This window comes from uncultured Microscilla sp. (genome assembly GCF_947493425.1).
Classification (GTDB): domain Bacteria; phylum Bacteroidota; class Bacteroidia; order Cytophagales; family Microscillaceae; genus Microscilla.
This window is the reverse complement of sequence record NZ_CANLRP010000009.1, coordinates 1-26,338: the sequence shown is the minus strand read 5'-3', so window position 1 is coordinate 26,338 and position 26,338 is coordinate 1. Positions and strand designations below refer to the sequence as shown.

18 protein-coding genes are annotated in these 26,338 nt (G+C 37.9%); 11 read left to right on the top strand and 7 right to left on the bottom strand.

The genetic code is table 11. The annotated features are described in order from the left end of the window. The first annotated feature begins 21 nt into the window (after nucleotides 1-21). Complete coding sequence (gene fabG / locus Q0954_RS04495) at nucleotides 22-768, top strand: 3-oxoacyl-[acyl-carrier-protein] reductase (RefSeq protein ID WP_002694062.1); 747 nt, start codon at nucleotides 22-24, stop codon at nucleotides 766-768. A gap of 257 nt (nucleotides 769-1,025) precedes the next feature. Beyond that, complete coding sequence (locus Q0954_RS04490) at nucleotides 1,026-2,708, top strand: ATP-binding protein (RefSeq protein WP_299454196.1); 1,683 nt, start codon at nucleotides 1,026-1,028, stop codon at nucleotides 2,706-2,708. Between the two features lie 53 nt (nucleotides 2,709-2,761). Here the strand turns inward: Q0954_RS04490 and Q0954_RS04485 are convergent, their stop codons facing one another. The 4 genes from Q0954_RS04485 to cysS form a co-directional block, all read right to left on the bottom strand. After that, nucleotides 2,762-3,178: a YbjN domain-containing protein gene (locus Q0954_RS04485; protein WP_299454191.1), complete on the bottom strand. Its 417-nt coding sequence runs from the start codon at nucleotides 3,176-3,178 to the stop codon at nucleotides 2,762-2,764. A gap of 252 nt (nucleotides 3,179-3,430) precedes the next feature. Then, entirely contained in the window at nucleotides 3,431-8,464 is a 5,034-nt protein-coding gene (locus tag Q0954_RS04480; protein WP_299454188.1) for a C25 family cysteine peptidase, read from the bottom strand. 45 nt (nucleotides 8,465-8,509) lie between these two features. Continuing rightward, a complete protein-coding gene (locus tag Q0954_RS04475) occupies nucleotides 8,510-9,610 on the bottom strand; it encodes a PorV/PorQ family protein (RefSeq protein WP_299454186.1) in 1,101 nt (366 codons plus the stop codon). A 191-nt stretch (nucleotides 9,611-9,801) separates the two neighbouring features. Next, complete coding sequence (gene cysS / locus Q0954_RS04470; RefSeq protein WP_299454183.1) at nucleotides 9,802-11,508, bottom strand: cysteine--tRNA ligase; 1,707 nt, start codon at nucleotides 11,506-11,508, stop codon at nucleotides 9,802-9,804. 550 nt (nucleotides 11,509-12,058) lie between these two features. On the opposite strand from cysS, the gene rimP reads away from it, so the two are divergent. The 7 genes from rimP to Q0954_RS04435 all read left to right on the top strand — a co-directional run bounded on the left by rimP (nucleotide 12,059) and on the right by Q0954_RS04435 (nucleotide 20,997). Continuing rightward, nucleotides 12,059-12,517: a ribosome maturation factor RimP gene (gene rimP, locus Q0954_RS04465; protein WP_299454179.1), complete on the top strand. Its 459-nt coding sequence runs from the start codon at nucleotides 12,059-12,061 to the stop codon at nucleotides 12,515-12,517. A gap of 49 nt (nucleotides 12,518-12,566) precedes the next feature. Next, nucleotides 12,567-13,838 (top strand): transcription termination factor NusA, encoded by a 1,272-nt coding sequence (gene nusA, locus Q0954_RS04460; RefSeq protein WP_299454176.1) that lies wholly within the window; start codon nucleotides 12,567-12,569, stop codon nucleotides 13,836-13,838. A 62-nt stretch (nucleotides 13,839-13,900) separates the two neighbouring features. Continuing rightward, the gene (gene infB, locus Q0954_RS04455) at nucleotides 13,901-17,071 is read left to right on the top strand and encodes a translation initiation factor IF-2 (RefSeq protein ID WP_299454174.1); all 3,171 of its coding nucleotides are present in this window, start codon (nucleotides 13,901-13,903) and stop codon (nucleotides 17,069-17,071) included. 264 nt (nucleotides 17,072-17,335) lie between these two features. Then, entirely contained in the window at nucleotides 17,336-18,733 is a 1,398-nt protein-coding gene (gene fumC / locus Q0954_RS04450) for a class II fumarate hydratase (RefSeq protein WP_299454171.1), read from the top strand. A gap of 201 nt (nucleotides 18,734-18,934) precedes the next feature. Continuing rightward, the gene (locus Q0954_RS04445) at nucleotides 18,935-19,600 is read left to right on the top strand and encodes a hypothetical protein (protein WP_299454168.1); all 666 of its coding nucleotides are present in this window, start codon (nucleotides 18,935-18,937) and stop codon (nucleotides 19,598-19,600) included. A 112-nt stretch (nucleotides 19,601-19,712) separates the two neighbouring features. Continuing rightward, nucleotides 19,713-20,303: a hypothetical protein gene (locus Q0954_RS04440; RefSeq protein WP_299454166.1), complete on the top strand. Its 591-nt coding sequence runs from the start codon at nucleotides 19,713-19,715 to the stop codon at nucleotides 20,301-20,303. Between the two features lie 37 nt (nucleotides 20,304-20,340). Continuing rightward, nucleotides 20,341-20,997, top strand: coding sequence for a hypothetical protein (locus Q0954_RS04435; RefSeq protein WP_299454165.1), 657 nt, complete (start codon nucleotides 20,341-20,343; stop codon nucleotides 20,995-20,997). A gap of 80 nt (nucleotides 20,998-21,077) precedes the next feature. On the opposite strand, the gene Q0954_RS04430 is transcribed toward Q0954_RS04435, so the two are convergent. Next, complete coding sequence (locus Q0954_RS04430; protein ID WP_299454164.1) at nucleotides 21,078-22,301, bottom strand: hypothetical protein; 1,224 nt, start codon at nucleotides 22,299-22,301, stop codon at nucleotides 21,078-21,080. 24 nt (nucleotides 22,302-22,325) lie between these two features. After that, entirely contained in the window at nucleotides 22,326-23,540 is a 1,215-nt protein-coding gene (locus Q0954_RS04425) for a hypothetical protein (RefSeq protein WP_299454162.1), read from the bottom strand. A 469-nt stretch (nucleotides 23,541-24,009) separates the two neighbouring features. On the opposite strand from Q0954_RS04425, the gene Q0954_RS04420 reads away from it, so the two are divergent. Together Q0954_RS04420 and Q0954_RS04415 are read left to right on the top strand one after the other, a co-directional pair. Next, nucleotides 24,010-24,183 (top strand): hypothetical protein, encoded by a 174-nt coding sequence (locus Q0954_RS04420; RefSeq protein ID WP_299454159.1) that lies wholly within the window; start codon nucleotides 24,010-24,012, stop codon nucleotides 24,181-24,183. Between the two features lie 196 nt (nucleotides 24,184-24,379). After that, nucleotides 24,380-25,765 carry a SpoIIE family protein phosphatase gene (locus Q0954_RS04415; protein ID WP_299454156.1) on the top strand — a complete coding sequence of 462 codons (1,386 nt, stop codon included), beginning with the start codon at nucleotides 24,380-24,382 and terminating at the stop codon, nucleotides 25,763-25,765. Nucleotides 25,766-25,832: 67 nt separating this feature from the next. On the opposite strand, the gene Q0954_RS35040 is transcribed toward Q0954_RS04415, so the two are convergent. Beyond that, nucleotides 25,833-26,294, bottom strand: a complete 462-nt coding sequence (locus Q0954_RS35040) for a group II intron maturase-specific domain-containing protein (RefSeq protein WP_366916708.1) — start codon at nucleotides 26,292-26,294, stop codon at nucleotides 25,833-25,835. Nucleotides 26,295-26,338: the final 44 nt, after the last annotated feature.

Genomic DNA, 26,338 nt, shown 5'->3' with positions numbered 1-26,338 from the left:
ATATCGTTAAACCCATTACTAATGAAATTATTAGAAGGAAAAGTAGCCCTGATTACTGGTGCTTCAAAAGGAATCGGAAAAGCCATTGCACAGAAATACGCTGAACAAGGCGCCCAGGTAGCTTTTACTTATTTGTCTAGTGTAGAGAAAGGCCAAGCACTTGAGCAAGAGTTGCAGCAGGCGGGTGGTAAAGTAAAGGGGTATCGTTCTGATGCGTCAAACCATGAGGCAGCTATAGAGCTTGTAAATAATGTTATCCAAGATTTTGGCAGGTTAGATGTTTTGGTAAATAATGCAGGTATTACAAAAGATGGGTTGCTCATGCGGATGTCTGAAGAGCAGTGGGATCGTGTAATAGAAGTAAACCTTAAGTCAGTTTTTAACCTGACCAAGGCCAGTATGCGTCAAATGATGAAGCAAAAAAGTGGGTCTATTGTGAATATTACTTCGGTAGTAGGCATAAGAGGTAATGCTGGGCAAGCCAATTATTCTGCGTCAAAAGCGGGAATCATTGGTTTTACCAAGTCGGTAGCATTAGAACTAGGCTCAAGAAATGTGCGCTCTAATGCCGTGGCTCCCGGTTTTATAGAAACTGAAATGACAGGCGAGCTTGACCAAAAAGTAGTTGATGAATGGAAACAAGGTATACCATTGAAAAGAGCAGGAGCGACCAATGAGGTGGCCGATTGTGTGGCATTCTTAGGTTCTGACATGTCAAGTTATATGACTGGACAAGTACTACAGGTGGATGGCGGAATGCTTACTTAAAACAAACAGGCAGTTAATGTAGTTTTTACGTAAAGTATATATTAACTGCCTTATTTTTTTATTTTTTCTCAAAATAGCAATATCCTATTACATTACTTATATAGAAACTTGAAGTGATTTTTATTTTGTTTTTTTAGACATTGTAATGTTTCTGATAGTTTCATTACCCCTAACTACTAACATTCATCTACATTATTCGTTATTTTTAAAGATGGTATCTTACAATCCCAAGGTATAGTATATATTATACAATCTCCATGAAAAATATTCAAAACATTGAGCCTAATTTAGTTCTTAAAAGCATAGAAAAGCTATCAATGGCTTTTAAAGAATCTGAACTAACCGATCAAAACAAAACCAAAATTTTGCACTCTTTGCGTGAAGAAACCAAAGTTGTAAAAGATTTTCTTCACTGCAGCGATGACGAAGCTTGGCTCTTCTCTGTAATGTTTGCAATGAGTATTAGCGGAAAAGATACCGATTTGGATAGTCTTACTCAATACCTGTCTTGCAACCCCTTCTTTATTGTAAGCCTTTCTCCTGTGTTAGAAAGCTTGGTAAGTAAACGTTTGCTCATCAAAAATACTGGGTATGATATGAAAGTCATTGCTACCCGTTTTCACGTATCAAACTATGTGTTCAATGCTATTTCCCTTAATAAATCTATTCCAAAAAACGATCATTTTGAAGATGTGTATGAAGTAATAGAGCGAGTCAATGAAATGATTTGCGAACGGGAGAAAAACAACATTCCTACCGACGAACTTTTTACTGAGGGGCTGGATTTGTTAAAGCGTGAGGCCAAACGTTTTAAACTTGTACAAAGCATCTTGGACTTCAATCTTTATGAAGATGATACGCTGTTGCTGGTACACCTTTGCCATGCCTTTGCCAACGACTCAAACGAGGCAGACATAGAACGTTATATATATTATGTATACGACTCTATGGGAAGTAAAATCAGGGCAAAGAAAAATCTGTTTTCAGGGCAATCGCAGTTGATTGAACAAGACCTTGCCTGCTTTGTTGATGATAGTTTTTATGGAGGTAAAGAGCTGGCTCTTACTGACAAAGCTATAGATTTATTATTTTCTGAAGATTTGGGGGCTTTGGAAAAAAGCAAACCCTTTAACCCTAAACATTGCATATTCATTGCTCCAGAAAAGATAAAACCAGTATCGCTTTTTTTCAACCAAGAAGAAAAGAAACAACTTGATTTGTTTTTTGAATTGCTGGAAGAGAATAATTTTAAGAAAACCATTACCAAGTTTGAAAAAATGGGGTATGCATCTGGGCTTACTTTTTTGCTTTATGGAGACCCTGGCACCGGAAAAACCCAAATAGCCTATAACTTGGCACATACCACCAACCGACCGTTGTTATTGGTAGATATTTCATCTATTCGTGATAAGTATGTAGGAGAGTCAGAAAAGAGAATAAAGCAGGTGTTTAAAACCTATAAACAAGCTAAAGATTATTATGATCAATGCCCTATTTTGTTTTTCAACGAATCGGATGCCCTGATAAGTAAACGCTATGAAGTTTCATCAAGTGTAGATCAGATGAATAACAGCATGCAAAATATCTTACTACAAGAGCTAGAAGATTTTGAAGGCATTTTGATTGCTACCTCTAACATGAACATGAACCTGGACAACGCCTTTGAAAGACGTTTTTTGTATAAAGTAAAGTTTCACAAGCCTGATACCAAAACCCGCCAATTAATATGGCAATCAAAAATTGCTGATATAAGCGACAAAGATGCAAAAAAACTAGCGAGGGATTTTTTACTTACTGGTGGGCAAATAGCCAATGTGGTAAGAAAATATACTCTTGAGAATATACTTAAAGACAACTTACCTAACATAGCCGAGCTAAGAGAACTGTGCACTAACGAGTTTTTTGGTAAGAATGACCGTATGATAGGCTTTAAAAAATAAAAGCGGAGACTGTTGTACAATCTCCGCTTTTATTTTGGTCTCATATTGAATTATCAATGAGGGAAAAGTTCTTGTAACTCGTCATCTAACTTGTCAGCCCACCACTCTAGGTCTTTGATACACACACTTAACTCGTTGTAATCCATCCCATTAATATCTCGTTCTGACACTGCGTATACAAACTCACTACTAGAACGGATAGCTAATTTTAAACCCAGTTTTGAGTAGTTGAGTTCCAACAAATGGCGGTAAAAGCTAAATTCTTCTTTTGCTGGAACCTTCATCAAAGGAGAGTAAATACACAAGTACTCTCTATTGTTTTTTCCATCTGCAATAAATACTTCTATAGATGCTGACCCTCTCTTCCAATTCCACGAATCAGTCTCAGAATTATAAGTGTCTTTTTTGGTCAAACCAACCGACTCAACATACTCTTGAATCATTTCTTCAACTTGGCTTTTATATGACATAATGGCTTTCTATTAGGTAATAAACTACGATTAATTTAAGTAAGTAACAGAATAAGTATTCACCATTGCTGCATCATTCAATTGTTGTTTGGTCACATTTTTTGTTATGTAGCACCCCATCACCATTTGAACATTCACAACCCTGACTACTTAATTAATAATAACTGAAACTTTGCATTTGCTTATTAAGTGTTATGTAAAGTTTCAATCATTAAAAGAGATTTCTCTTCTCAAAGATTATACTAAATACCACTACCTCAAGATGTATAGTTTACCAAAACCATTTTTAAATGCTTTGTCAGCACTGGTTTTTCGCTGTTCTATTGGTTGTCCGTTTATCTTCATCACCACACGATAAAGGTACAATCCATTGGCAAGCAAATCGCCGTACTCATCTCTGCCATCCCAAGCATACTGAGACCGATTATTCCCTATTACTATTGGACCAAGTTCTTCCTTGGTAATCTCCCGCACCACTTTTCCGGTAACAGTCATTATCTGAATTTTCATCTCATCAGGTATTGCTCCCCCAGTAAGCGTAAAAACAAATTGAGTTTTGGTAGAAAAGGGGTTAGGATAAGGAAACACATGAGTTACAGTAGACTCGTTCACTACCTCAAAATTAATAGTATAAGGGTTTACCCCAGCTTTATTATCCGAAGCATCACGCCCTTGCACCTTTAGGGCATATTTACCATTTTCCAGGTTTTTAGGATGAAACTCTACCTCAGTCAAACTAGGACCACTTGTCCATTTCACGTTAGGATCGCTGAATACGATTGTTTCAAAATCACAAGTTTCACATTTTCTCAATAAAACATTTAAGTTGCTGGTGTCAGTCAACACTTTAAATGAATTTTCGTCCCTCAAACGAATATTAATGACTGGGCTGGGTGAGACAATTTCACCGTCCATAATTTGCCTTCCATCAAACGAGACCTCCAGTATAGGGTTGGCATTATCTTTAAGCACATTAAAATTCACCTGATACAAATTATTATCATAATACAACTCTGCCGCTATCCGTGGGTTTACATATACAGTGAGCACGTTGGCTCCTACCCTACCCAAAGTTTCTATTTGTCGACTAAACCTCACCACACTTTTGGGTTGAGGGGCAAGTATTTTCACTGAATCTCTCAGCACCTCTTTATTGTTGGTAGTGAGCACATAACGTACCCATAGCGAATCGGATGAAAACGCTACATCAGTAATATTTCTAAAAGCAAATTCAACATTCACACTTTCCCCTTCTTGTTTGTCTGCAATTACATACTTCTCTTTACCAATAGTCTCTATATCTATCAGCCCTTCTGGTATTGGCAAAGCTTCATAGGTGACCATCCAGCGCTTAAGCTGAGCTGGAGTAAAATCGACCTCATCTTTTAATACTAATTTTAGCCTAATAAATGGATAGGTTCCAGCATTTAGTATATTCTTCAGATCAAACTCTGAGGGCAAAGCTGCCTGCTGAGAAAATACTACCGACTCTTGACCTTGAGTGTTAATACCTATGATCTGATAGGTTATTACATCATTGGCATTTGTAACCATTTTACCATAGAGTTTACCCCATTCTTTGGCAGGTCCTATAGGTAATGTTGTGACCTCACCAGAAGAAAAGCTTTCGGTATAATTGTAGTTCATGACAATACTTTCTGAGGTTTGCCCTGATAAACTGGTAGAAATCACCTCTTGTAAAGCACTGCCCCCTTTTTGCCCCAATAATATATATGGATGTCCGTTTTGCAAGGTGTTCAAAGCTCCTGAACTTGCCCCTACATTTTGTAAAGCAGTTTTGATAGTAGCATCCCAACTACTAAATGTTACATTCCCTTTACTTAATAATAAGACATAGTCGCCACTAGGTATTGCATCCAGGTAGTTTTTCAAATTAGTAGTCATAGCATTGCTATAAACATTGGCAGACAAACCATTGCCACTACTGTTGCCGTTGCGCCCACAGGTAGGGTTTGTAGTAGAAGGAGTAAATAATAAGTAAGGCTGAAAAGTTTCTTTTTTAAACGCCATCACTATGACTTGGTCACCCGCACAATCTGATTGAGTAATCAAAGGGATGCCGTTATACATTACTTGGGTAAGTGGACTGGGTGCATTAGAGCCGGAAGTATTCACTGCCAGTTTTGTATCAACACTTTTAAACTTCCACTGATTACTTGCTTTGTCTAGCTGCAGGTTTCCTGTAATGATGTCTTTTTCAAATTGGGAGAACTCGCTTTGTGACCATCCCTCTGGGCTTCCAGGAATATAAGTAAAAGAACGGTCTGCCCACAAAGAAGTAGGATTAGGGTTACCTATCTGATCAGCATAATTGATCCGCCAGTAATACACAGTACTATCTTGCCCTGTATCACCCGCAAATATCTCAGAGCTCCAGTTGAGCAATAAGCTTGGCTGTATAAAAACTGTTTTTTTGCCTGGACTATCAAAAGAGCTAAGCGTATCTATTTCACATACAAACTGTCTGTTTTCGTTCGTAAGTGACCCTGAAAAAGCAGTAAAATCAATGGGGCTTTTGTTAGCTATACTAAAATCATACGGGCTCAAAGGAACAGCTCCCTGAGCCTGAAACAGATATTCTATTTCGGCAATATTATTAGTTTCACTTACTTCATCAATATTATTCAAGTAGTCAATGTGTACTTTTATTTTGTTCAACCCACTCCCGTTTTTAGCTGGATCACGTTTGACTGTAAACGACACAGTATCTTGCAGGTTGATAGGAGAGTAGTCTACATTATTGGTATAAATGGTGCTTGTTCCATCGGCATAAGTTCGCTCTACCGACATTCTAAAAGGTTGATTATCTTTAATGCCTACATTTGCGACTACTACATTTACCTGAAACGAATCTGAAACTGCCGACAAAGGATTACCATCAAAAGATTTAAGCGTGATAAACTCACTGGAAGTGTAATAGTCTGGCTTATTACCTCTGCTTAGACGTATGGCAGGGTCTCCTTGTAATAACATTTGCTGATCAACCGTTACTTCTGCTTGTTCATTGGTTCTTGGCTGAGTTCTTATTACTTCTTGAATGATTTCGCCTACTGGCCTACCCACAAACTGGGTACTATTGAAAGCTACTGCATAAAACCTTTGCGAATAACGCCACAGTGGTACTGTATATCCTATATAAGTATGAGCCAGAAACCCTATAGAGCCCCGGTCTGCTGTATTGATCCAGTCTTCTGAAAGTGAGCGAAAATCACCATTGAATATACTAGCCAATTGGCAACCATTGGCTATAATCATCGGATACTTTCCCTTGTTTCTGTACCCCTCTATATCATCTGTCACAAAACCTATTTCTAAGTCAGTAACACCTACGGCAGAGTGTCCAAAGAAGGTCATGACCCCTACTCCCTGGTTTACCAACTCTGACACATTAATTACTTCTACAAGTTGAGAAGTATTTTTAGACAAGGTCGTAAAAACGGGTGTAAGTAGTCCTCCAGAGGCTAATTGTGCATAAAAATCTACATAAGCCCTTAATAGTTTTTGCTCACTGGCATTATTTCCTCCGCTTAAATGAATAAAATTCTTCATCCAAATGGCTTCGCCTTTGAGTACTTCGTGTTCTTTGACTTTGTTTAAATAATTGAGTACATGGCTCGGAAAACGGGTACTAAGTCGACCAGTAGGTATCATGGGGGTTTGAGGGCTTGCAGGGTTAAACCCAGCAGTATACATGACATCAGAAGGAGGATAACCAAAAGGAGGGATTAAATCTTGTCCGCGGTGAGCAGGGATAATTCTCGGATTTAAGCTTGTTGCAGACTGGTCAATTGACAATCCTTTACCTATTAAAAACAAAAATTTTGGATTCCCTTTATCATATATGTAATGGGCGAAGTTTTTAATCGCAAGCGGGCTATATTCGCCATAATTGAACTGATTGTAGAGTAGTTTTACATTGACTGTCAAGGTGTCAAAGCCTCCCCCTTCGGTAGATGCCCGGTAAGCCGCATAAGCCTGTACAGGGTCACTTACCCCTCCTGTAGGTTGCCGTAAAGATGCATGGGTAACAATTAAATAATTATGTTTGGTAGCATCTATATTTATAAAGGGAGTCTTCTCAATTCCAATCACATTGTCAAACAATGTATTATTCCTCACATACAATTGGCGCTCAATTGTAGTGCTATTTACAATGGCAGTAAGGTTGCCAGCATTAGTGCCAGTGATTACCTTCCCTACGTTATCTTTATCTGTAATATCAAACACCTGAGCATTTGCTACTGGGTTACTTATTTCCAGGTAAGACTTACCTCCCCCGTTTGCTCTCAACCTAAAGTCGTAACTTGCCTGAGACTGCATGTCCACTGTTTGTGGATAGGTAAGTTTGACATAAGCTACACTTACACTACCCGTTGGTTCTTCTAACCGGACAACTACCTGACCAGTGCCCGAAATGTCACTCAACTCTATTTCTTTAGTATAAGTATAATTTACTTGAAAAACAGTTTGCACATCATCTAACAAACGAAGGCTTCCTGTAGAATTGCCTACATATATTTTAGTGTTGTTTACCTTTACGGGATTTCGTCCTATATACCTTATCTCAATCTTTGGTTTTACTCCACTCCCACTGTTAATATTGTTAACATTGAAATTAAAATTGGCTCCAGCCGCTCCTATAGGTGAACCTACCCACCCCTCAGCAATATCAAAATCGCTGATATATATATTATTTGTAGTGCCTATGGGGTATTTTCGTCCCAGGGCATATTGATTATTAAAAACTAACAGCTCCTCTTTCCAATGATAACTCTCTGCTGTAAGGCCGCCAATATTAGACTCATTGGTTTCAATCATTCGTTTCCCTAAAGAACCATCTACTGTCCAGGTAAGAAAATAAGCGGTAGTATCTGAGTATAAATTATAGTATTTGTTTACCAACCAAGTAGGATCTTTATACATCAAAGCATCTTGAGTTCCATCATTCTTTTCTCCATAAAACAAGACATAGTCACTGCTAGAAAACACCTCATTACTTGCACTATTTACTACAATTGCTTGTTCTTTGCCTCGATGAAATATTTGTAGGTTTTTGGGTTTTACTGATGCTATTGGAATGCCTGCACTCTGAAGTTGTGCATAACTTATCTTATACACTCCTTTCTTTACCACAGGAATTTTGTAGTATTGTTGGCTATAGTTAATCCATTCATTGCCATAAGTTTGAGCTTGGACATTTCCCACCCCTAAGATCATCAGGGCAAGCAAGAACAAGTAGTAGTATTTTGTATGATTAAATTTCATGAGAGAATTGATTTTATCGTAAACTGAGCTTTTAGCAGGGATGTTTTATTTATTGATGGCTACTTTCAATGAAAAAACATTGGAGTATAATGCCTCAGACTGATTGCCTACATCAGTAAAAGCATAGTCGATAGTAAAACGACTGATATTTATACCTACACCAAAAGTGGGTTGAAAAGAGGTAAACGTTCCCCCTTTAGTATCTTTAATTTGCTGAATATTGTGTACTCCACCTCTTAAAAACACTTTTTTCAAGTAGTTAAGTTCCACTCCCATTCCAGGATCAATAGAAACTCTTTCGGTTTGAATGGGCACATTTCTACGTCCATCAAAAGTAGTATTCAGATCAACCGCAATGAGTGCCCCAAACTTTTTATGAATCACAAACTCTTTAGAAGCACTCAATATCAAGCGAGGCAAGGTGATTTCTATAGAGTTTCTTGGAATAGCATTGCCAGTTTGGGCAAAAACTTCTGCTACTAAAGCAGTATTGTGTGCCCAGGCATTAAAGGTTCCTGTAATGTCTCTTGCCATTGCGCCAAAGTGCCAACCATTCTTAAGGTCTAGTTTTAAGCCAGCATCTAAACCAAAACCCCAGGCGTTGGCAAAATTACCTACGTTTCTATAGATAATTTTAAAATTGGCGCCCCCCTTCAGCCCTTTGATCCAGGGCAAGTGGCGAGCATAGGATACTAGAAAACCATAATCTGCCACTCCAAAAAACCGGATATTGTCATAATTTAGGCGTCCATCAGCATCGTATAAAAACCGGGTATCAGGAATATCGTCTGCGCCTAGTCTTATAACAGAGATACCTAGATGGCTCATAGAGTCTATCGGAACCGCAAAACCTGCGTAATCATATTGAATAATGCCTCCAAAATACTCAGAGTGCATTAGCGCCACATCATAATCACTTTTTATATCCAGCAAACCTGCTGGATTCCAATAACCTGCGGTTACATCTTGGACAATAGACACCTGAGTATTTGCCATACCCAGTGCACGTGCGCCTACTCCTATATTCATAAACTCATTGCTAAACTTGGGAGCAGTAACACCGCCTGCACTACTGGCGGAACTTTGACTATACGTTTTATTAAAAAATAAAGTAGTAATAAATAGCAGTAATAAATTCTTAAACATCTTATTGTTTTATACTTAAAATCACAAAGAGGTAAACGATACTCTGTAAGTGTAACGTAAGAGGCTTTGAAATGATACAACACCTACAATAAAGGAGATTTACCCACAAAAAAAGTCAGGTGGATGCACCTGACTTTTTTTGATGTTTGTATTTTAAAAGAAATGAGTAGCAAAAAATGCTGATTCAATATTTATTCCTCATAAGCCCAATCCACCCCAGTTTTGAGGTCTTTGATCAGCAAGCCACTTTCTTTGAAGGTGGCCCTAATCTGATCTACTTTATCATAGTCTTTATTTTCTTTAGCATCTTTATACAAGTCCAGCATTCCCTGAATTAACACTTCTTGTTTATTCGTTTTCTCTTCTAACAACCCAAACACATCTACAATAAAAGTAATAAAGAAAGACTTCATTCGGTCAAATGTTACTTTCTCTATAGTGGCTATGTCTTGTGGGTTAGTATAAAAATGGTTGATTTTTTTATTGATATTAAATATTTGAGCCAATGCTTTTGCAGTGTTCATGTCGTCATTCATACTACGCAATACATTGTCACAAAATCCGTTGATTTGCTGATCCAGTTTTGTATTAAGAGTTCCTGCTTCTGTAGGATACTCCATCAACTTAAGAACTCGCAAACTATTCATTAACTTCTTATAGGCTTTTTGAGCATCCAACAAGGCTTTGTTCGAAAAGTCAATGGTACTACGGTAGTGCGCCTGTAAAATAAATAAGCGAATAGTCATCGGAGAATACGCCTGAGCCAAAATTTCGTGCTCTCCAGTAAAGACCTCTTCTATTGTAATGAAGTTTACAAACTCTTGCGCCTGCTCTTGTATTTGTCTAAAATGCGATTTTGCCTCCTTCCCTAAATACTTCTCAGGTTTTTCATCAAACTCATCTTTTTGAGGTTGGTTCAAGTCCTTTATCTTGGCTACTAAATCATCAGGAAGCCCCCCAGTCTTTAAGTTAGTCAATGCTTCTTCGCTCCACTTCACTCTGGGCGACTTACTCATTTTTACTCCATCAATAGTTAACATATTATTATGCATCCAGTACTTTACAGGAGTTTTGCCACCATTAGCGGCTTTTGCCTGAGCTATTTCACATTCATGATGAGGAAACATCAAATCCATTCCTCCCCCATGAATGTCAAACTGTTCGCCCAGATACTTTGTGCTCATTACACTGCACTCTAGATGCCACCCAGGAAAACCTTCGCCCCAAGGCGAGTTCCAACGCATCAAATGTTCAGGAGAAGCTTTTTTCCAGATAGCAAAATCCATTGGGTTCTTTTTCTCACTTTGCCCCTCTAGGTTTTCTCTCGTATTTACCAACAACTCATCTATTACCCTGCCCGAAAGTTCTCCATAATTATGATGCTCATTGTATTTTTTCACATCAAAATATACTGAACCCTCAGACTCATAAGCCAGCCCTGCATCCAGTATTTTTTGCACAGTATCTATTTGTTCTACAATATGTCCGGTAGCTGTTGGAGAAATACTAGGGCGCTTTACATTAAGGGCATCCATCAACTCCAGGTATTTGTTGGTATATATGTTTACTATCTCCATAGGCTCAAGCTGCTCAAGCTTGGCTTGCTTTGAGATTCTATCTTCTCCATCGTTTTCGCTACCTGTCAAATGCCCTACATCAGTAATGTTGCGTACATAACGCACTTTATAGCCAAGATACGTAAGATAACGGGATAACACATCAAAAAACACTGCGGGGCGGGCGTTGCCTATGTGTGGATTATTATATACAGTAGGACCACAAACATACATTCCTACAAAGGGAGGATTTAAAGGCTCGAAAACCTCTTTGGTGTTAGTAAGTGTATTCTGAATTTTTAATGGTGGAATAAATGCTTGTTTCTGGTTATCTCTACTCATACCAATAGTGTTATATACAATGTTATGATTTGACTAATTATTTTGACACCTTTTTTGTGACTCAAAACCCAATGATATTTTTTGATTTGTGAATAAAACATTGGGCAACAAATTTAGAAATAATTCAATTTTTGCAATGTTAATAAAAAGTTATTCCAAAAGTCATCAAAGTAAATAATAATCAGACCTTCATCATTGCCCTTTTGTCTATGGTCATAGCAAACAGGCATCTTGCTTTTGGGGCTACAAAATAGTTTAATGGGCTCTAATTCAAGACTTAATTTAAATAAAGTAAAAATTAAATTTGTATGGCAACCTAAAATACTCTATTTTTGTGACTCAAAGAAAAGTTTTTAAAAGCTTATACTCTCAATTACTGAAGTGATATTATGAAGAAGTCCTTGTAATATATTATTTTGTACATAACAAAGTTTGCAAATAAAGTTTTTAACTTTTAGGTTTGCAATCTTACTCAAAATATAAAAAAAGGGCTTCATGCCCTTTTTTTCATTTTAAGGGTTTTCAAAGTTTTTGAGTTCACAATAACTAAATGAATCAAGAAGAAAAACTAACAACACTTATTAAAGAACACCTTGAGCCTGAGTATTTTTTAATTGATGTGATATTAAAAAATCAAAAGCCCAAAGCCAAACTCACAGTATTGATTGATGGTGATCAAGGCGTTTCTATAGACAGGTGTGCCACACTAAGCCGATGGCTTGGTAAATACATAGAAGAAGAAAACCTGATAGAAGGTGCATATACACTGGAGGTTTCATCTCCAGGAGTAGACTTGCCTCTAAAAAACCAAAGGCAATATATAAAAAACATTGGGCGAAAAGTGAAAGTATCGCTAAATGAAAGTGGCAATAAAACAGGAGTTTTAGAAAAAGTTGAAGACAAACTCATTGTAATACAACCTGAAAAAAAGGGTAAAATAATTCCTGAAAAGGAAGAAATTCCTTTTGATCAGATAGTGAAAACCAAAGTGATGATTTCGTTTGGTTGATTGATTGAGTTTATTTTACAGATTAGACTTTTATTAAAAGATATACAAATTGGACAAGCAAGAAATCATTAGTTCGTTTGCAGAATTCGCTCGGGCAAAAAACATTGACAAGGTCTTGATGGAACAAGTTCTGGAAGAAGTGTTCAGAACAATGATTCGGAAAAAATACACCTCTGATGAAAACTTCGATGTGATAGTTAACATAGAAGATGGTGATTTGGAAATGTATCGAAACCGAATTATTGTAGAAGATGATTCTCCAGAAGCCCACGAACTAGACAAAGTAACCCTGTCAGAAGCAAAAAAAATAGACCCTGAAATTGCGGAAGAAGACATTGGGGATGAATTTCCTCAGACGGTTTATCTAAGCGATTTTGGCCGACGCGCAATTTTGACAGCAAGGCAAACGCTCATTCAGAAAATCAAAGATGTAGAAAAAGAGAATCTATATCTGAAATATAAAGACATGACGGATGAGATTGTGGTAACTGAGGTACATCAGATTTTGAGCAGAGAATTATTACTGCTTGACTCTGAGGGTAATGAGCTTTCGCTTCCTAAGAACGAGCTGATACCTAAAGACAGATACCGTAAGGGCGAAATGTCAAAAGCTGTAGTACATAGGGTAGATATGATCAATGGTAACCCAAAGATTATCCTATCCCGTACATCTCCAATTTTCCTGGAAAGGCTTTTTGAAAGCGAAATACCAGAAGTGTATGATGGCTTGATTACTATTAAAAAAGTAGTAAGACAACCAGGTGAAAGAGCAAAAGTTGCAGTAGAGTCTTATGATGATCGCATAGATCCTGTAGGTGCTTGTGTTGGAATGAAAGGTTCGCGAATCCATAGTATTGTTCGTGAACTAAACAACGAAAACATTGATGTAATAAACTATACCGACAATTTAGATTTGTACATCACTCGTGCGTTGAGTCCCGCAAAAATCACTAGCATTAAAATGGAAGATGATGGCAGAGTATCTGTGTTTTTAAAACCAGACCAAGTATCACTTGCCATTGGAAAAGGAGGGCATAACATCAAACTTGCCAGTAAACTGGTAGGAATGGAGATTGATGTATACCGTGATATGGACGAGTATGAAATTGAGGAAGACATAGAGCTTTCTGAATTTGACGATGAAGAAATAGAACCTTGGATAAGAGATGAACTTCGTCGTTTGGGTATGGAAACCGCCAAAAGTGTCCTAAATGTTGGTAGAGAACTCCTGATTAACAGAAGCGAACTAGAAGAAGAAACTGTAGATTATTTGCTTGCTCTTCTAAAACGAGAGTTTGAAGAAGAAGAAGAACAAGAGTAAATATTTATCAGAAGGGTCCAAGTTTAACACAGACAGACGCATTAGACACAAAAAAGTATTAGATGGCAGATAAAAACACCATAAAACTAAGCCAGGCGGCAAAAAAACTCAATGTAGGCATTTCTACCATTGCCGAGGTTCTTATATCGAAAGGAGTCAAGGTAGAGACTAAACCTAAACCAAGTACAAAAATTTCAGTAGATGCATTGAAAATTTTGGCCAATGAGTTTAATGTGCCTCTCAACAACCTGATAGAGGAAAAACCTACATCTAGCAAAAAAGAAAATGTAGCTGCCAAGCAAGAAAACAAAAAGGAAAAAGTTAAAAACCCGGATACCGCTGCTAGTGCTGAAAACAAGAAAACAAAAGTTGAAACAAATCCCAACGAAGGGAAAACTAAAACCAATACTCCGCCAAAAACTGTAGAAACAAAAAACTCGAATACCGCTGACAACAAACAGTCACCGTCTAAACTTCCAGGACTTACTGTAAAAGGAAAAATAGACTTAGAAAGTAACGCTCAGCAGAAAGGAAAAGCAAACCAGAAAAATAAACCAAAAAACTCTGGTACTTCGAACAAAGAAGTTAATAAGAAAAATACTTCTGATAAGGCAAAAGCTACTAATGATGGTAAACCTGCCCCAGAAGAAAAAACAGTGTCATCTAATATTCAGAAATCCAAAGACCCCATCAAACCCAAGGAAGAAAAACCAAGGGCACAAACTGAAAAAGCAGTGGAAAGACCCTCTACAAACGTTCAAAAAACTCCTGTGGACAAAAACAAGGATAAGAGCAAAGAAAAAGTTGAAAAGCCTGCGGCAAAAAATACCCAGGCAAAAGAGTCATCGGCAACCACCAGTGGTAAAGCTGATACAGAAAAGAAACCTGAAGTTGAGGTAATTAAAGCAAAAGCTGAACAACTTTCGGGACTTACTATTAAAGGTAAGATTGAGCTTCCGGTAGAAAAACCAAAGAAAAAAGGTAAGCCTGTTGCATCTTCTGACGAGAAAAGAAAGAAGAAAAAGAAAAAACTTGTCAGAAACCGAAAGGTTGGGCAAAACTCTTCTGACGGTAACAAACAAGGAGGCACAAACAACAACCAAGGTGGTGGTAATCGTCAGGGTGGCAATAACCAAAACCGTAATCAAGGTGGTGGCAATCGTCAGGGTGGTAATAACCAAAACCGTAACCAAGGTGGTGGCAACCAAAACCAAAACCGCAACCAAGGTGGTGGTAACCGAAACTCGAACAATCAGTCCCGAAATAGAAAAGACAGAAGAAATAAGGGTAAAGGAAACAATGACCCTCAAAAAACAGAAATTTCTGCAAAACAAATACGCGATCGCTTAAAAGCGACAATGGCGCAAGTGCAAGGGTCTGGTACAGGATCAAGTGGTAGTACACGAAGTAAGATAAAAGCTCAAAAACGAGCCAAACGTAAAGAAGCAGAAGGACAAGAAGAAGAGACAACAAAAATCTTAAAGGTAACAGAGTTTATCTCAGCCAATGATATGGCATCTTTGATGGATGTATCTGTAAATGAGGTAATTTCTACTTGTTTGAATCTGGGGATGTTTGTATCTATTAACCAACGTCTTGATGCAGAGGCTATTAAATTTATAGCTCTTGAGTTTGATTATGATGATGTAGACTTCATCAGTACTGAGGAAGATGTGAAGATGGAAGAGGAGGAAACTCCTGACCGTGTTGAAGACCTCACAGAAAGAGCACCTATTGTGACCATTATGGGACACGTAGACCACGGTAAAACCTCTTTGCTTGACTATATCAGAAGCAGTAACGTAACCGACTCTGAGTCGGGAGGTATTACTCAACACATTGGTGCTTACGATGTAGTAACTGACGGTGGCAAACGCATTGCCTTCCTTGATACTCCTGGTCACGAAGCTTTTACAGCGATGAGAGCAAGGGGAGCCAAACTGACTGATGTAGTTATATTGGTAGTAGCAGCGGATGATCGGGTGATGCCTCAAACTAAGGAAGCAATCAATCACGCCAAAAACGCTGATGTACCTATTGTAATTGCCATTAACAAGGTAGATAAAGAAACAGCTAACCCTGATAAAATTCGTGAAGAATTGTCTTCACAAGGGGTATTGGTTGAATCTTGGGGTGGTAAATTCCAAGATCAGGAAATATCAGCAAAAACAGGTGCAGGCATTCCTGAATTACTTGAAAAAGTGTTGCTGGAAGCTGAACTACTTGAACTAACGGCTAACCCAGATAAGAATGCTTCTGGTACTGTAGTGGAAGCTTCTCTGGATAAAGGGAAAGGATATGTGACCACGGTACTTGTACAAGCGGGAACAATGGAAGTTGGAGATGTTATCTTGGCTGGATCTCACCACGGTAGAGTAAAAGCAATGACGGATCATCTAGGACGACGTCTACAAAAAGTAGGTCCCTCTACACCTGTACAGGTGTTAGGATTAAATGGAGCACCACAGTCGGGTGACTTGCTCAAAGTAATGGAAAATGAGCGGGAAGCACGTGAAATAGCCAACAAACGTGAGCAAATTCAACGTGCTCAAAAAGTAAGGGCTACTCGTGGAAAAACACTGGAAGATATCGGACGAGAAATTGCTCTTGGAAACTTCCAGGAGTTGAAGATCATTGTAAAAGGTGATGTGGATGGTTCGGTAGAAGCCTTGTCAGATTCATTGTTGAAGCTATCTACTGAAGAAATTGCTGTAAGGGTGATTCACAAAGCAGTAGGGGGTATTTCAGAGGCAGATGTACAACTTGCCATTGCTTCTGAGGCAATTATCATTGGATTCCAGGTAAGACCATTTAATACTGCCAAACGATTGGCTGAGCAAGAAGGAGTTCAGATAAAACTTTACTCTATTATATACAATGCCATCAATGATGTAAAAGACGCGATGGTAGGTATGTTGGCACCTAAGTTTGAAGAAGTGATTGTAGGTAACGTAGAAATACGCGAAACATTCAAAATCTCAAAAGTGGGTACCATTGCTGGTTGTTATGTATTGGATGGGTATGTGAAGAGAAATAACAAGATTCGCCTGATTCGCGACCAAATAGTGAAATATGAAGGTGAGTTAGGTTCTCTGAAACGATTCAAAGACGATGTTCAAGAAGTAAGAGCAGGCTACGAGTGTGGTTTGAGCGTTAAAAACTTTAATGATATTCTTGTAGGAGATATTATTGAAAGCTTTGAACAACGTGAAATCAAGCGTACACTTAAATAGTGTCTGTTTTGACATAGATATAAATTCGAAGGTTGGCTATCAAGCCAACCTTTTTTTATTACCTCTTCCCCACTATTACTCTCCTACACTTGGTTATTATTAATCAATCAACTCCATTTTTTGGCTTGATCAATCTAGAAGTACTGCTCTTTTCAAACTTTCGACAACTTTCCCCTTTACCTTCAATGCTTATACTCTAAAATATTTTAATTTTGTTCAAGAAAATAAATTATTGATAAAGAAACTACAACACAGTTTTTGTTCATGGAATATCGCATAGAAAAAGATACAATGGGCGAGGTAAAAGTACCTGCCGATAAATACTGGGGTGCTCAAACCCAACGTTCTCGTGAAAACTTTGCCATTGGCGACAACCAAATGCCTTTGGAAGTGATCAGGGCTTTTGCTGTATTAAAAAAAGCGGCAGCTTTGACTAATGCCGAGCTGGGAGTATTGCCAGAAGAAAAAGCTCAATACATAGCCAAAGTTTGTGACGAAATTTCTAATGGAGATTTAGATGACCAGTTTCCATTGGTTGTATGGCAAACTGGCTCTGGAACCCAGTCGAACATGAACGTAAACGAGGTAGTAGCAAACCGCGCTCACGTGCTCAAAGGAGGGAAACTTAGTGACAACGACAAGTTTATTCATCCCAATGATGATGTAAACAAATCACAGTCATCTAATGATACCTTTCCTACAGCCATGCACATTGCTGCTTACAAGATGGTAGAACGTCATACTTTACCTAAAATTCAGCAGTTGCGTAATACCCTTCAACAAAAAGCCAATGCTTTTAAAGATGTGGTGAAAATTGGCCGTACTCACTTTATGGATGCTACCCCACTTACCTTAGGGCAAGAGTTTTCGGGGTATGTAGCTCAACTTGACTTTGCAATCAAGGCAATTAAAAACACCTTAGACCACATGAGCTACCTGGCTTTGGGTGGTACTGCAGTAGGTACAGGTTTGAACACTCCTGAAGGTTATGCCGAAAAAGTAGCTCAAAAAATTGCCGCACTTACTAACCTGCCTTTTCAAACTGCTCCTAATAAATTTGAGGCTTTAGCAGCACACGACGCTATGGTGGAGACTTCTGGCGCACTGAAGCAGTTGGCAGTAAGTTTGATGAAGATAGGTAATGACATTCGTATGCTTAGCTCTGGACCTCGTTGTGGCATTGGTGAAATCATTATTCCAGCAAACGAGCCTGGTTCATCTATTATGCCTGGCAAAGTAAATCCTACTCAGTGTGAGGCTTTGACTATGGTGTGTGCTCAGGTAATGGGCAATGATGTGGCAGTGTCGGTAGGTGGCGCTACTGGTCAGTTTGAGTTGAATGTTTTCAAACCTATGATGATTTTTAACTTGTTACACTCTGCACGTATTTTAGGCGATGCTTGTGACTCGTTTGACAGAAATTGTGCTGTAGGCATTGAGCCAAATCACCAAATGATCAAAGAAAACCTTGAAAACTCTCTCATGTTGGTGACGGCGCTTAATACCCACATAGGCTACGAAAATGCGGCTAAGATTGCCAAAAAAGCATACAATGAAAATAGTACTTTACGTGAAGCCGCTATAGCACTTGGTTTACTCACCAGCGAACAGTTTGACGAGTGGGTAGTACCTCAAAATATGATTGGCAGTATAAAAAAATAGTTTGATACTGGCAGTGTTCAACTTTTATTAGCCTTGATAAAAACGACGGTGTCACTGTTCAAACCAAATTTGATTACTTTTTTAACGTTGTCTCATTATAAGCGAGGGCTTAGTTCCCTCGCTATTTATTGCTGATCTAATGCTTTCTCGTTTTGTAGAGGCATTATTTTTTACATTTTAAACAACTAATGCATTAACATCATGAAGTTTATCATAAAAGGCATAGTAATGGGTGTTTTGATAGGATTGACAGTAGTCAGCAGTCAGGCACAGGAATTAACCAAAACTGAAAAAAGGGCTTTGAAGAAGGAAGCCAAGGCAATGTATAAAGATGTGACTAAGCTAAAAGCACTCAAAGATGGTAAGAAGGAAGCCGATGAAGCACTTGCCACTACCAAAACAGAGATATTGAAGCTAAAAGCCACCCAACACGACTTTGAACAGCGTGAATCGGTCATGCTTAGCACAATTGATAGCTTAAGTGCTCGCCTTAAAAGAGCGCAAGATCGTATCAAAGAACTCGAAAATAATAAGCCCGTAACCTCTACTAATCCTACTACTATCAGTGGGGTAGCTTCTACCAAGGGAATTGTGTTTAGAGTACAAGTAGGAGCTTATAAAAACAGAAACTTTGACCATAATAATAATACAGACTACACCAAAGAGAATGCGGATGGTTACAACAAACATGTACTAGGTACTTTTAGTCAATATCAAGCCGCTAAATCGTTTGCTGAGCACTTGACACAACTAGGCATTAAAGGCGCTTGGGTAGTGGCATTTAAAGATGGTAACAGAATTAGTGTACAAGAGGCACTTGGAGGCACTACTCCGGTAAAAGATGACAATAACGGAGGGGGTAAATAAAATCTGTAAACCTACCTCAATATTTTCCACTATGTAACTGTATCACAAGTCTTTCTATACCATCAATTTGTGGTATAGAAAGCATTGATCATTATTTAAACAATTGATACCAATGAAACATCTATTATCAATACTTCTCTTATTTGCTTTCTCGGCAGGGGTATCTATCGACGGGATAGCTCAAAAAGACCCCGCTCAAATGTCGAAGAGAGAATTAAGGAAAAAGCTTAAAAGTTTTTACAAAAATCCTGAAACATATAAAAAGTTTAAACAAAATATTGAGGAAAAAAAGAGCAACCTTGCAGATATAGAAAAACAATTGCAAGCTCCAGTAAATACTGAGGCTATTGAGAAAGAGATTGCGGCAAAAACCCAGGAAGAGCAAAAGTTAAAGGCAGAAATAGAGCGTCTCAAGAATGAAAAAAAAGAAACAACTACTGTTATAAAAAAAGAAACAAACGCTCAAGGAACAGTATATAAAGTACAAGTAGAAATTACTGACGAAGATTTATACAAAGAGTTTGTCAAAGGGGAAAAGAAGCCTGTTTTTACTGGCGATATGGACAGTGATGGCCTAAAAAAATATACCTTGGGCTATTTTCAAGACAAAGCAGAAGCAGATAAGTTTGTCAAAATACTGAGTGAACTTTTTGTAAAAGAGGCTAAAGTAGTCACTTATACAAATGGTCAAAGGGTTGACTAACCTGTACTTCTATTTCTCTAATTTAAACTTAAAAACTATGACACTTTACAAATTCCGCTCTTTGGTACTGGCAGCAATTGTTTTGTTTAGTACTGGGGTGGCTACATACGCTCAAGAACTCTCTAAGGCCGAAAAACGGGCAATCAGCAAAGAAATTAAAGGGCTTAACCGCAATTTGGAAGGTTTTCGCAAAATGTTGTTGCAAGAGGGCGAGCTGGACAAAAAAATTAAGGAAAAGACAGTTGAAATCACAAACAAACGAGCAGAGATAGATAAAAAACAAAAGGAATTGCGTGACAAAAAAATTGCCGTTCAAGCGTTACACGATGAGATCAAAGCACTGAATAAAACCCAAAAAGAGGTAAACGCTACACCACAACGCACTACAGTAAGCTCCTCTGATACTACCTTTAAAGTAATTATTGGTTCGTATACTACCAAAAACTTCAGCGAGTTTGCCAACAAGCACAAAAGTTTTGTCATTACCCCTTACGAAAACCCTAAAGACAATAAAACTTACTATCGCTACTGCTTGGGGTACTTTACCAGTTACTGGGAAGCATTGTATTTTCAAAAGTATCTTGCTAAAATAATGAACCGGGAAGGCGAAAAATATCAACCTTATGTAGTGGGTTATGCCAATGATAAAGTAATTATAGATGTTCGGGATTTACTGAATAAATTGGGGCTTTGATTGTACCATAAGGTGATAAAAAACAAACCCCTAATGACTGTTAAGTCATTAGGGGTTTGTTTTTTATTATAGGTTTATTTCTATTTCTTAGACTTTTGGCAAAACAACAAACTGGTGTTGTCAGTTTTCCAGTGATAGCCATAAGTAAAATCAAGTTTTTTTACTGTACTATCTGTCTTAAAAGCATCGCGTAAAGCAGGCTGATAACCACTCTTAAAATCGGCTACAGGACGGGCATACTTGCCATACAATTGTACATTCCAGCCACGCTCTTTATAATAACGATAAGGCACTCCTGTATCATCTTGCAATACTGCCGAGCATTCGTCAAGAATAATGTTGCGAATAGTAGTAAAAATCTCGTAATGAGGTAAGTAAGAAGCTGACTTGGTTAGTGCAACTTTATTATCGAAACTTTTGATAAAATCAATGAAGTGTTTTTTCTGTTTTACATACTTTTCTTGAATATCTGACCCAAAATAGTAAATATGCTGAGAGTTAGCTTTGCCTTTGGCCAAAAACTCTATATGAAGTAAAGTGCGGTTTTTATCGGTAGGCACTGTAACAGGCACTATTTTGCGGTTGCCATTAGTATCAAAAACAATGCGCTCTATCTTCACTATTTTGCTTCCGGTGCGTGACAAGAAAATAGCCATGAGTGGCAACACCCCTTTCATTGTGGCAGTGTTTAAGTCTCCACTCATAAAACTAGTAATGAAATAATTCCTTTTTAAAAGCTCTGCCAATGCTTCTCTTGATCGGTATAAGTAGTTTTTCAGGAATTTTTTATCTTTTATATCAAATTTAGGCAACTCGCCAATAGGCTCTAACCCAAACATGATGTAATTGTCGCAGTTGGGAAAATACAAGAAGGCATTTAAAAAATCTGGCCCACTGAAAGGATAAAACAAGTTATGTTTTTCTTTATTGATATGCCCTATTTCTTTGTCTCTCCAGGGGCGTATTTTACTCAAACGATTGTCTTCTAACTGTTGCCAGCTTTTGTTGAGCAGTTTGAAGTGTTCCTGCGCTTCTGCAGTGGCAAATAATTCGTCCATTCCCCCCTTATTGTCTAGCTCTATGCCTGCCATCAAGTGAGCCTTAGCCGTAAGCGCTGCATCAGGCTTTACGTTGGTAGTTACTTCAGGTTGTTTTGTGTCTGTTTTCGCAGAATCTTTTTTAACGGTTTTAGAGGTATCAGTGGCATTATTATTTTCTTTGTTTTCGCCTTTGCCACCACAAGCACCCAACCCTAGCAAGCTTATCAGCAAAGCCAAGGTGATGTATTTATTGAGTAGTTTCATTAAATAATAATCAATTAATAACTGTTATTTTTTAAATGCTAAAATTACACTGGTATTGTCAGTGTTCCAATGATAACCATAAGTAAAATTGAGAGGCTTTACGCTTGAATCTTTGGCAAAAGCCTGCTTAAGTTTGGGTTGGTAGGTATATTTACCAAAGTCAGCAATAGGCCAGGCATATTTACCATATAGTTTCACTTTCCACCCATTTTCTTTGAGTACTTCATAACGTACTCCAGTATCATCCTGCAATACAGCTTCGGTATCGTTTAAGATAAGGTTACGCATTACTTTAAACTGAGATTCATGCAGTGTGTACTGGCAAGATTTCACAAATGATATTTTATGAGGAAAGCTCTTAATAAACTTGGACAACTCCATCTTTTTAGGCATTTGCGCATCTCGTACATCGGTGCCAAAATAATAGATGCGTTGTGGTTTAGCTTTACCTTTGCCTAAAAACTCTATCATCAAACCTACCACACTTTTTTTAGGATCAAGTTTTTCATCCAGAGGAAACGCTTTGGGAGTTCCATCTTTTTGTAATTGAATTTTTTCCACTTTTACAATTTGGTTATTGGTACGTGCCAAAAAAGTAAACAGTATGGGGGCAACTCCTTGTACATTGGTATTAAGTTCGCTTCCCATGAATGTGGTAATAAAGTAATTTCGTTGAAAAATTTCGCCCAAAGCATTGCGTACATTGCTTAGGTAGCCACTGACAAAAGCTGCACTTTCTTTAGAAAAATCAGGAAGATTACCTACTTTTTCTAAACCAAACATCAGGTAGTTGTCACAATTGGGAAAAAACTCATAAGCATTGATAAAATCGGGTCCACTAAACGGGTAAAATAAGTTATGTGTTTCTCCGTTTATTTTTGCTAATTCAGTGTCACGCCATTTACGCATGTTCCTGAGCCGGGTGTTTTCCAGTTTTTGCCACTGTTGTCCAAACAATTTCAGGTGTTGTTTTGCTCCTTGTTGCCCAAAAACCTGATCCATTCCTCCTTTATTTTCAGGGGTAAGTCCTGCAAACAAATAAGCATGGGCGGTTAATTGAGGATTTACACTAGTGGTTTTCTTAGTGACTGCCTTAGTTTGGGCAGAATCTTTAGCGTTTTTTGCAGTGGTAGTATCTGTACCTTGTTGGGTGTTGCTACCCTTATCTTCTCCCCCACATGCCTGCAAGCCTATCAATAAGCAAAAGGCAAATAATGCCAAGTAATAGTTTTGTTTCATTATTGTTTTTAGATATAGTTTGTTGATTTACAAGCCAGGTAATTAATCAATCATTGCCTGCTTCCAAATTACAAATTAAAGGCATTTTTATAAAGTGTAGAGGTTATTTCTGGAATATTGTATATCTAAGTATATTTACTTAAGATATAAAATCCTTTTGTTTTTGGTAATCTCATATAGTTTTATCATAATTAAATCGTATGAGATAACTTTTAACTTATTACAAACACTGTATTTCACTTCTTTCACAAAGCAGGTATTTATACTCAGGTATTCTCCCCCCATAATACCCTCCATTTATCGAAAAACACAACTAATAATCCAGTATTTATGAAACTTTTACACCAGAAGCCAGGTTATATAGGTATTACTACTTATACTCAGCCAAAAAAATATACTTATTTCAAAACACATGTCAACCATTTTTGTGCAAACAGTTATTCAATTTTAAAACTTAAATGGAATGAAAGTGAAATCTAAAGGTAAAGAAGCAAGAAGTGGATCAAACATATTAGAAAAAGCCCCCTCACCTTCTTACAGCTCAAAAAAAGTCAAAACTCTTATTGAAAAGCTTAACAAAGAACAAGAAATAGCTTTAGACTTGATCAAGCAACAAAAAAAACACTTCTCAGAAAAAGGTTAACTGCCAATATTGGTTCGACCAGCAGTGATAACTTATCACTTGAAGTACAAACCATAAATTATTCTATGCAAACACCATTTACGAACTAAAAATATCAATAAATTAAGCACACATGTTCCCTAAAAATATAAGCAACAAGAAAAGGTTTTCAATAAAGAAAGTCCCTCCTAATACTACTTTATACAAGACATACCCAATGTCTTCTAACCAAGAAACTCCCCAGAAACCTACCTCATCTCAGGAAGATGAACTGTCTTTTTATAAAAACTGGGCAAATTTCACTGATATTATGCAGGTTCAGCCTGGGCAAAACTGTCAAAAATGGGCAGACAACCTTCTAAAACACTTGATTCCTTTTGTCAAGGGGTTTCAGGCAACTTTGTACATGAAAACTTGCCCTGAAACGCTTGAATTAATTGGCAGTTACGCCATCAACTTTAATGAAGTGGCTCCACAAATAAAGATAGGACAAAATACTGTAGGGTTAGTGGCTAAAACAATGCAGATGAATCATATCGTAAACCCTACATTAAAAGATAATTTTACAGGAGTAAGCGCTACTCAGACTATACCTATACAAAGTATCCTTACTTTTCCTATTACACACCAAAACAATATTCAGGGGGTATTAGAAATACTGTTTTATCAACCCATAAAAGCCCAACGTCTTGAGTTTTTACAGCGTATAGCCTCTAACATGGGTACCAACTTGTGCTTATTGGCAAACGCACAGATACAGGAAAAAAATGATGCTTTAAATAAGCAACTCGATGACTCCGAAGAATTCCGCAAACTACACACCCACCTTACCGAAAGTATTAATTATGCCAGTAATATACAATCGGCTATTTTGCCTAATGCTTCCAGTTTTGAGAAAGTGTTTTCAGATCACTTCCTGATTTACCAGCCAAAAGACATTGTTTCGGGTGATTTTTACTGGTTAACTCAAGTTATACATCGGGGGGCTCAGCAGGCAAAGGCAAAAAAAATAACGTTTGCCGCAGTAGTAGATTGTACTGGACACGGTGTGCCAGGGGCATTTATGAGCATTATAGGCAATACATTGCTTAATGAAATAGTGAACAGAAAAGGCTTAACTGATCCAGCTCAAATACTCAAAATGATGCATGTAGGCGTGCGTTCAAGGTTAAAACAATCTCAGGGGCAAAATAAAGATGGGATGGATATTTGTCTTTGTAAGATTGAAGCTTGTGCTTCTGACAAAACAATGGTAACTTATACTGGCGCTAAACGCCCTTTGTATTATCTACAAGATGGACTATTGCATAAATTAGACGGTGATAGAAGAAGAGTGGGAGGCGAAAACCAAAATCAACCATTTACGAGTCAAAGTATTGTACTTTCGCCAGGGGATAAGTTGTTTTTATCTACCGATGGATTCAAAGATATAGCCAACCCTCAACGTAAAAGTTTAGGGTTACGCAAATTTGAAAGTTTGCTACAAAAAGGCACCCAATTTAGTATGCTCCAACACAGAGAGTTTATGCAAGCTCAACTCAAAGAGTATCAACAAGGTACGCCTCAAAGGGACGATGTCACGCTTTTAGGCATTCAGATATGATTTTTAAATTTATGTCAAATATCGAGTAGGGTAAAGTAGGAAATCATTCTACCCTACTTTATCCCTCTCACACCACCGGACATACGGTTCGCGTATCACGGCGGTTCGATAAGTTTTCGTGTATGGAGTTATACATCTCTAAGAGAGATTCATATCCACGTTTCTCTAGTCTTTTATTAGTGATGGTACGATGTAATACTGGGCTTTTACTAATAGTCCAGCTTCCTCTACGACTATTACCCCATTGGTAAGCTAAATCAGTGGATGCTCCTAGACGTTCAAGACTTCGGATTCGGACTCGGACTTGCTTCCAGTGACACCAGATTGCTTGACGAAGACGACGACGTAGCCACTTATCCAAGGATTGCATATGACCACGACCCTTAGCCAAAGCAAAGTACCATAACCAGCCTCTTGAAAGAGAGCTGATGTTTACGGTACGATCTATGACTGATTCACGAGTGAAGCGGCGGGTGAAACCACGTAGCTTCCCACGAAATCTGCGCAGACTATTCTTGCTAATACGCAACTCGATACCCTTGGAATCCTTATAGTAGCCAAATCCAAGCAATT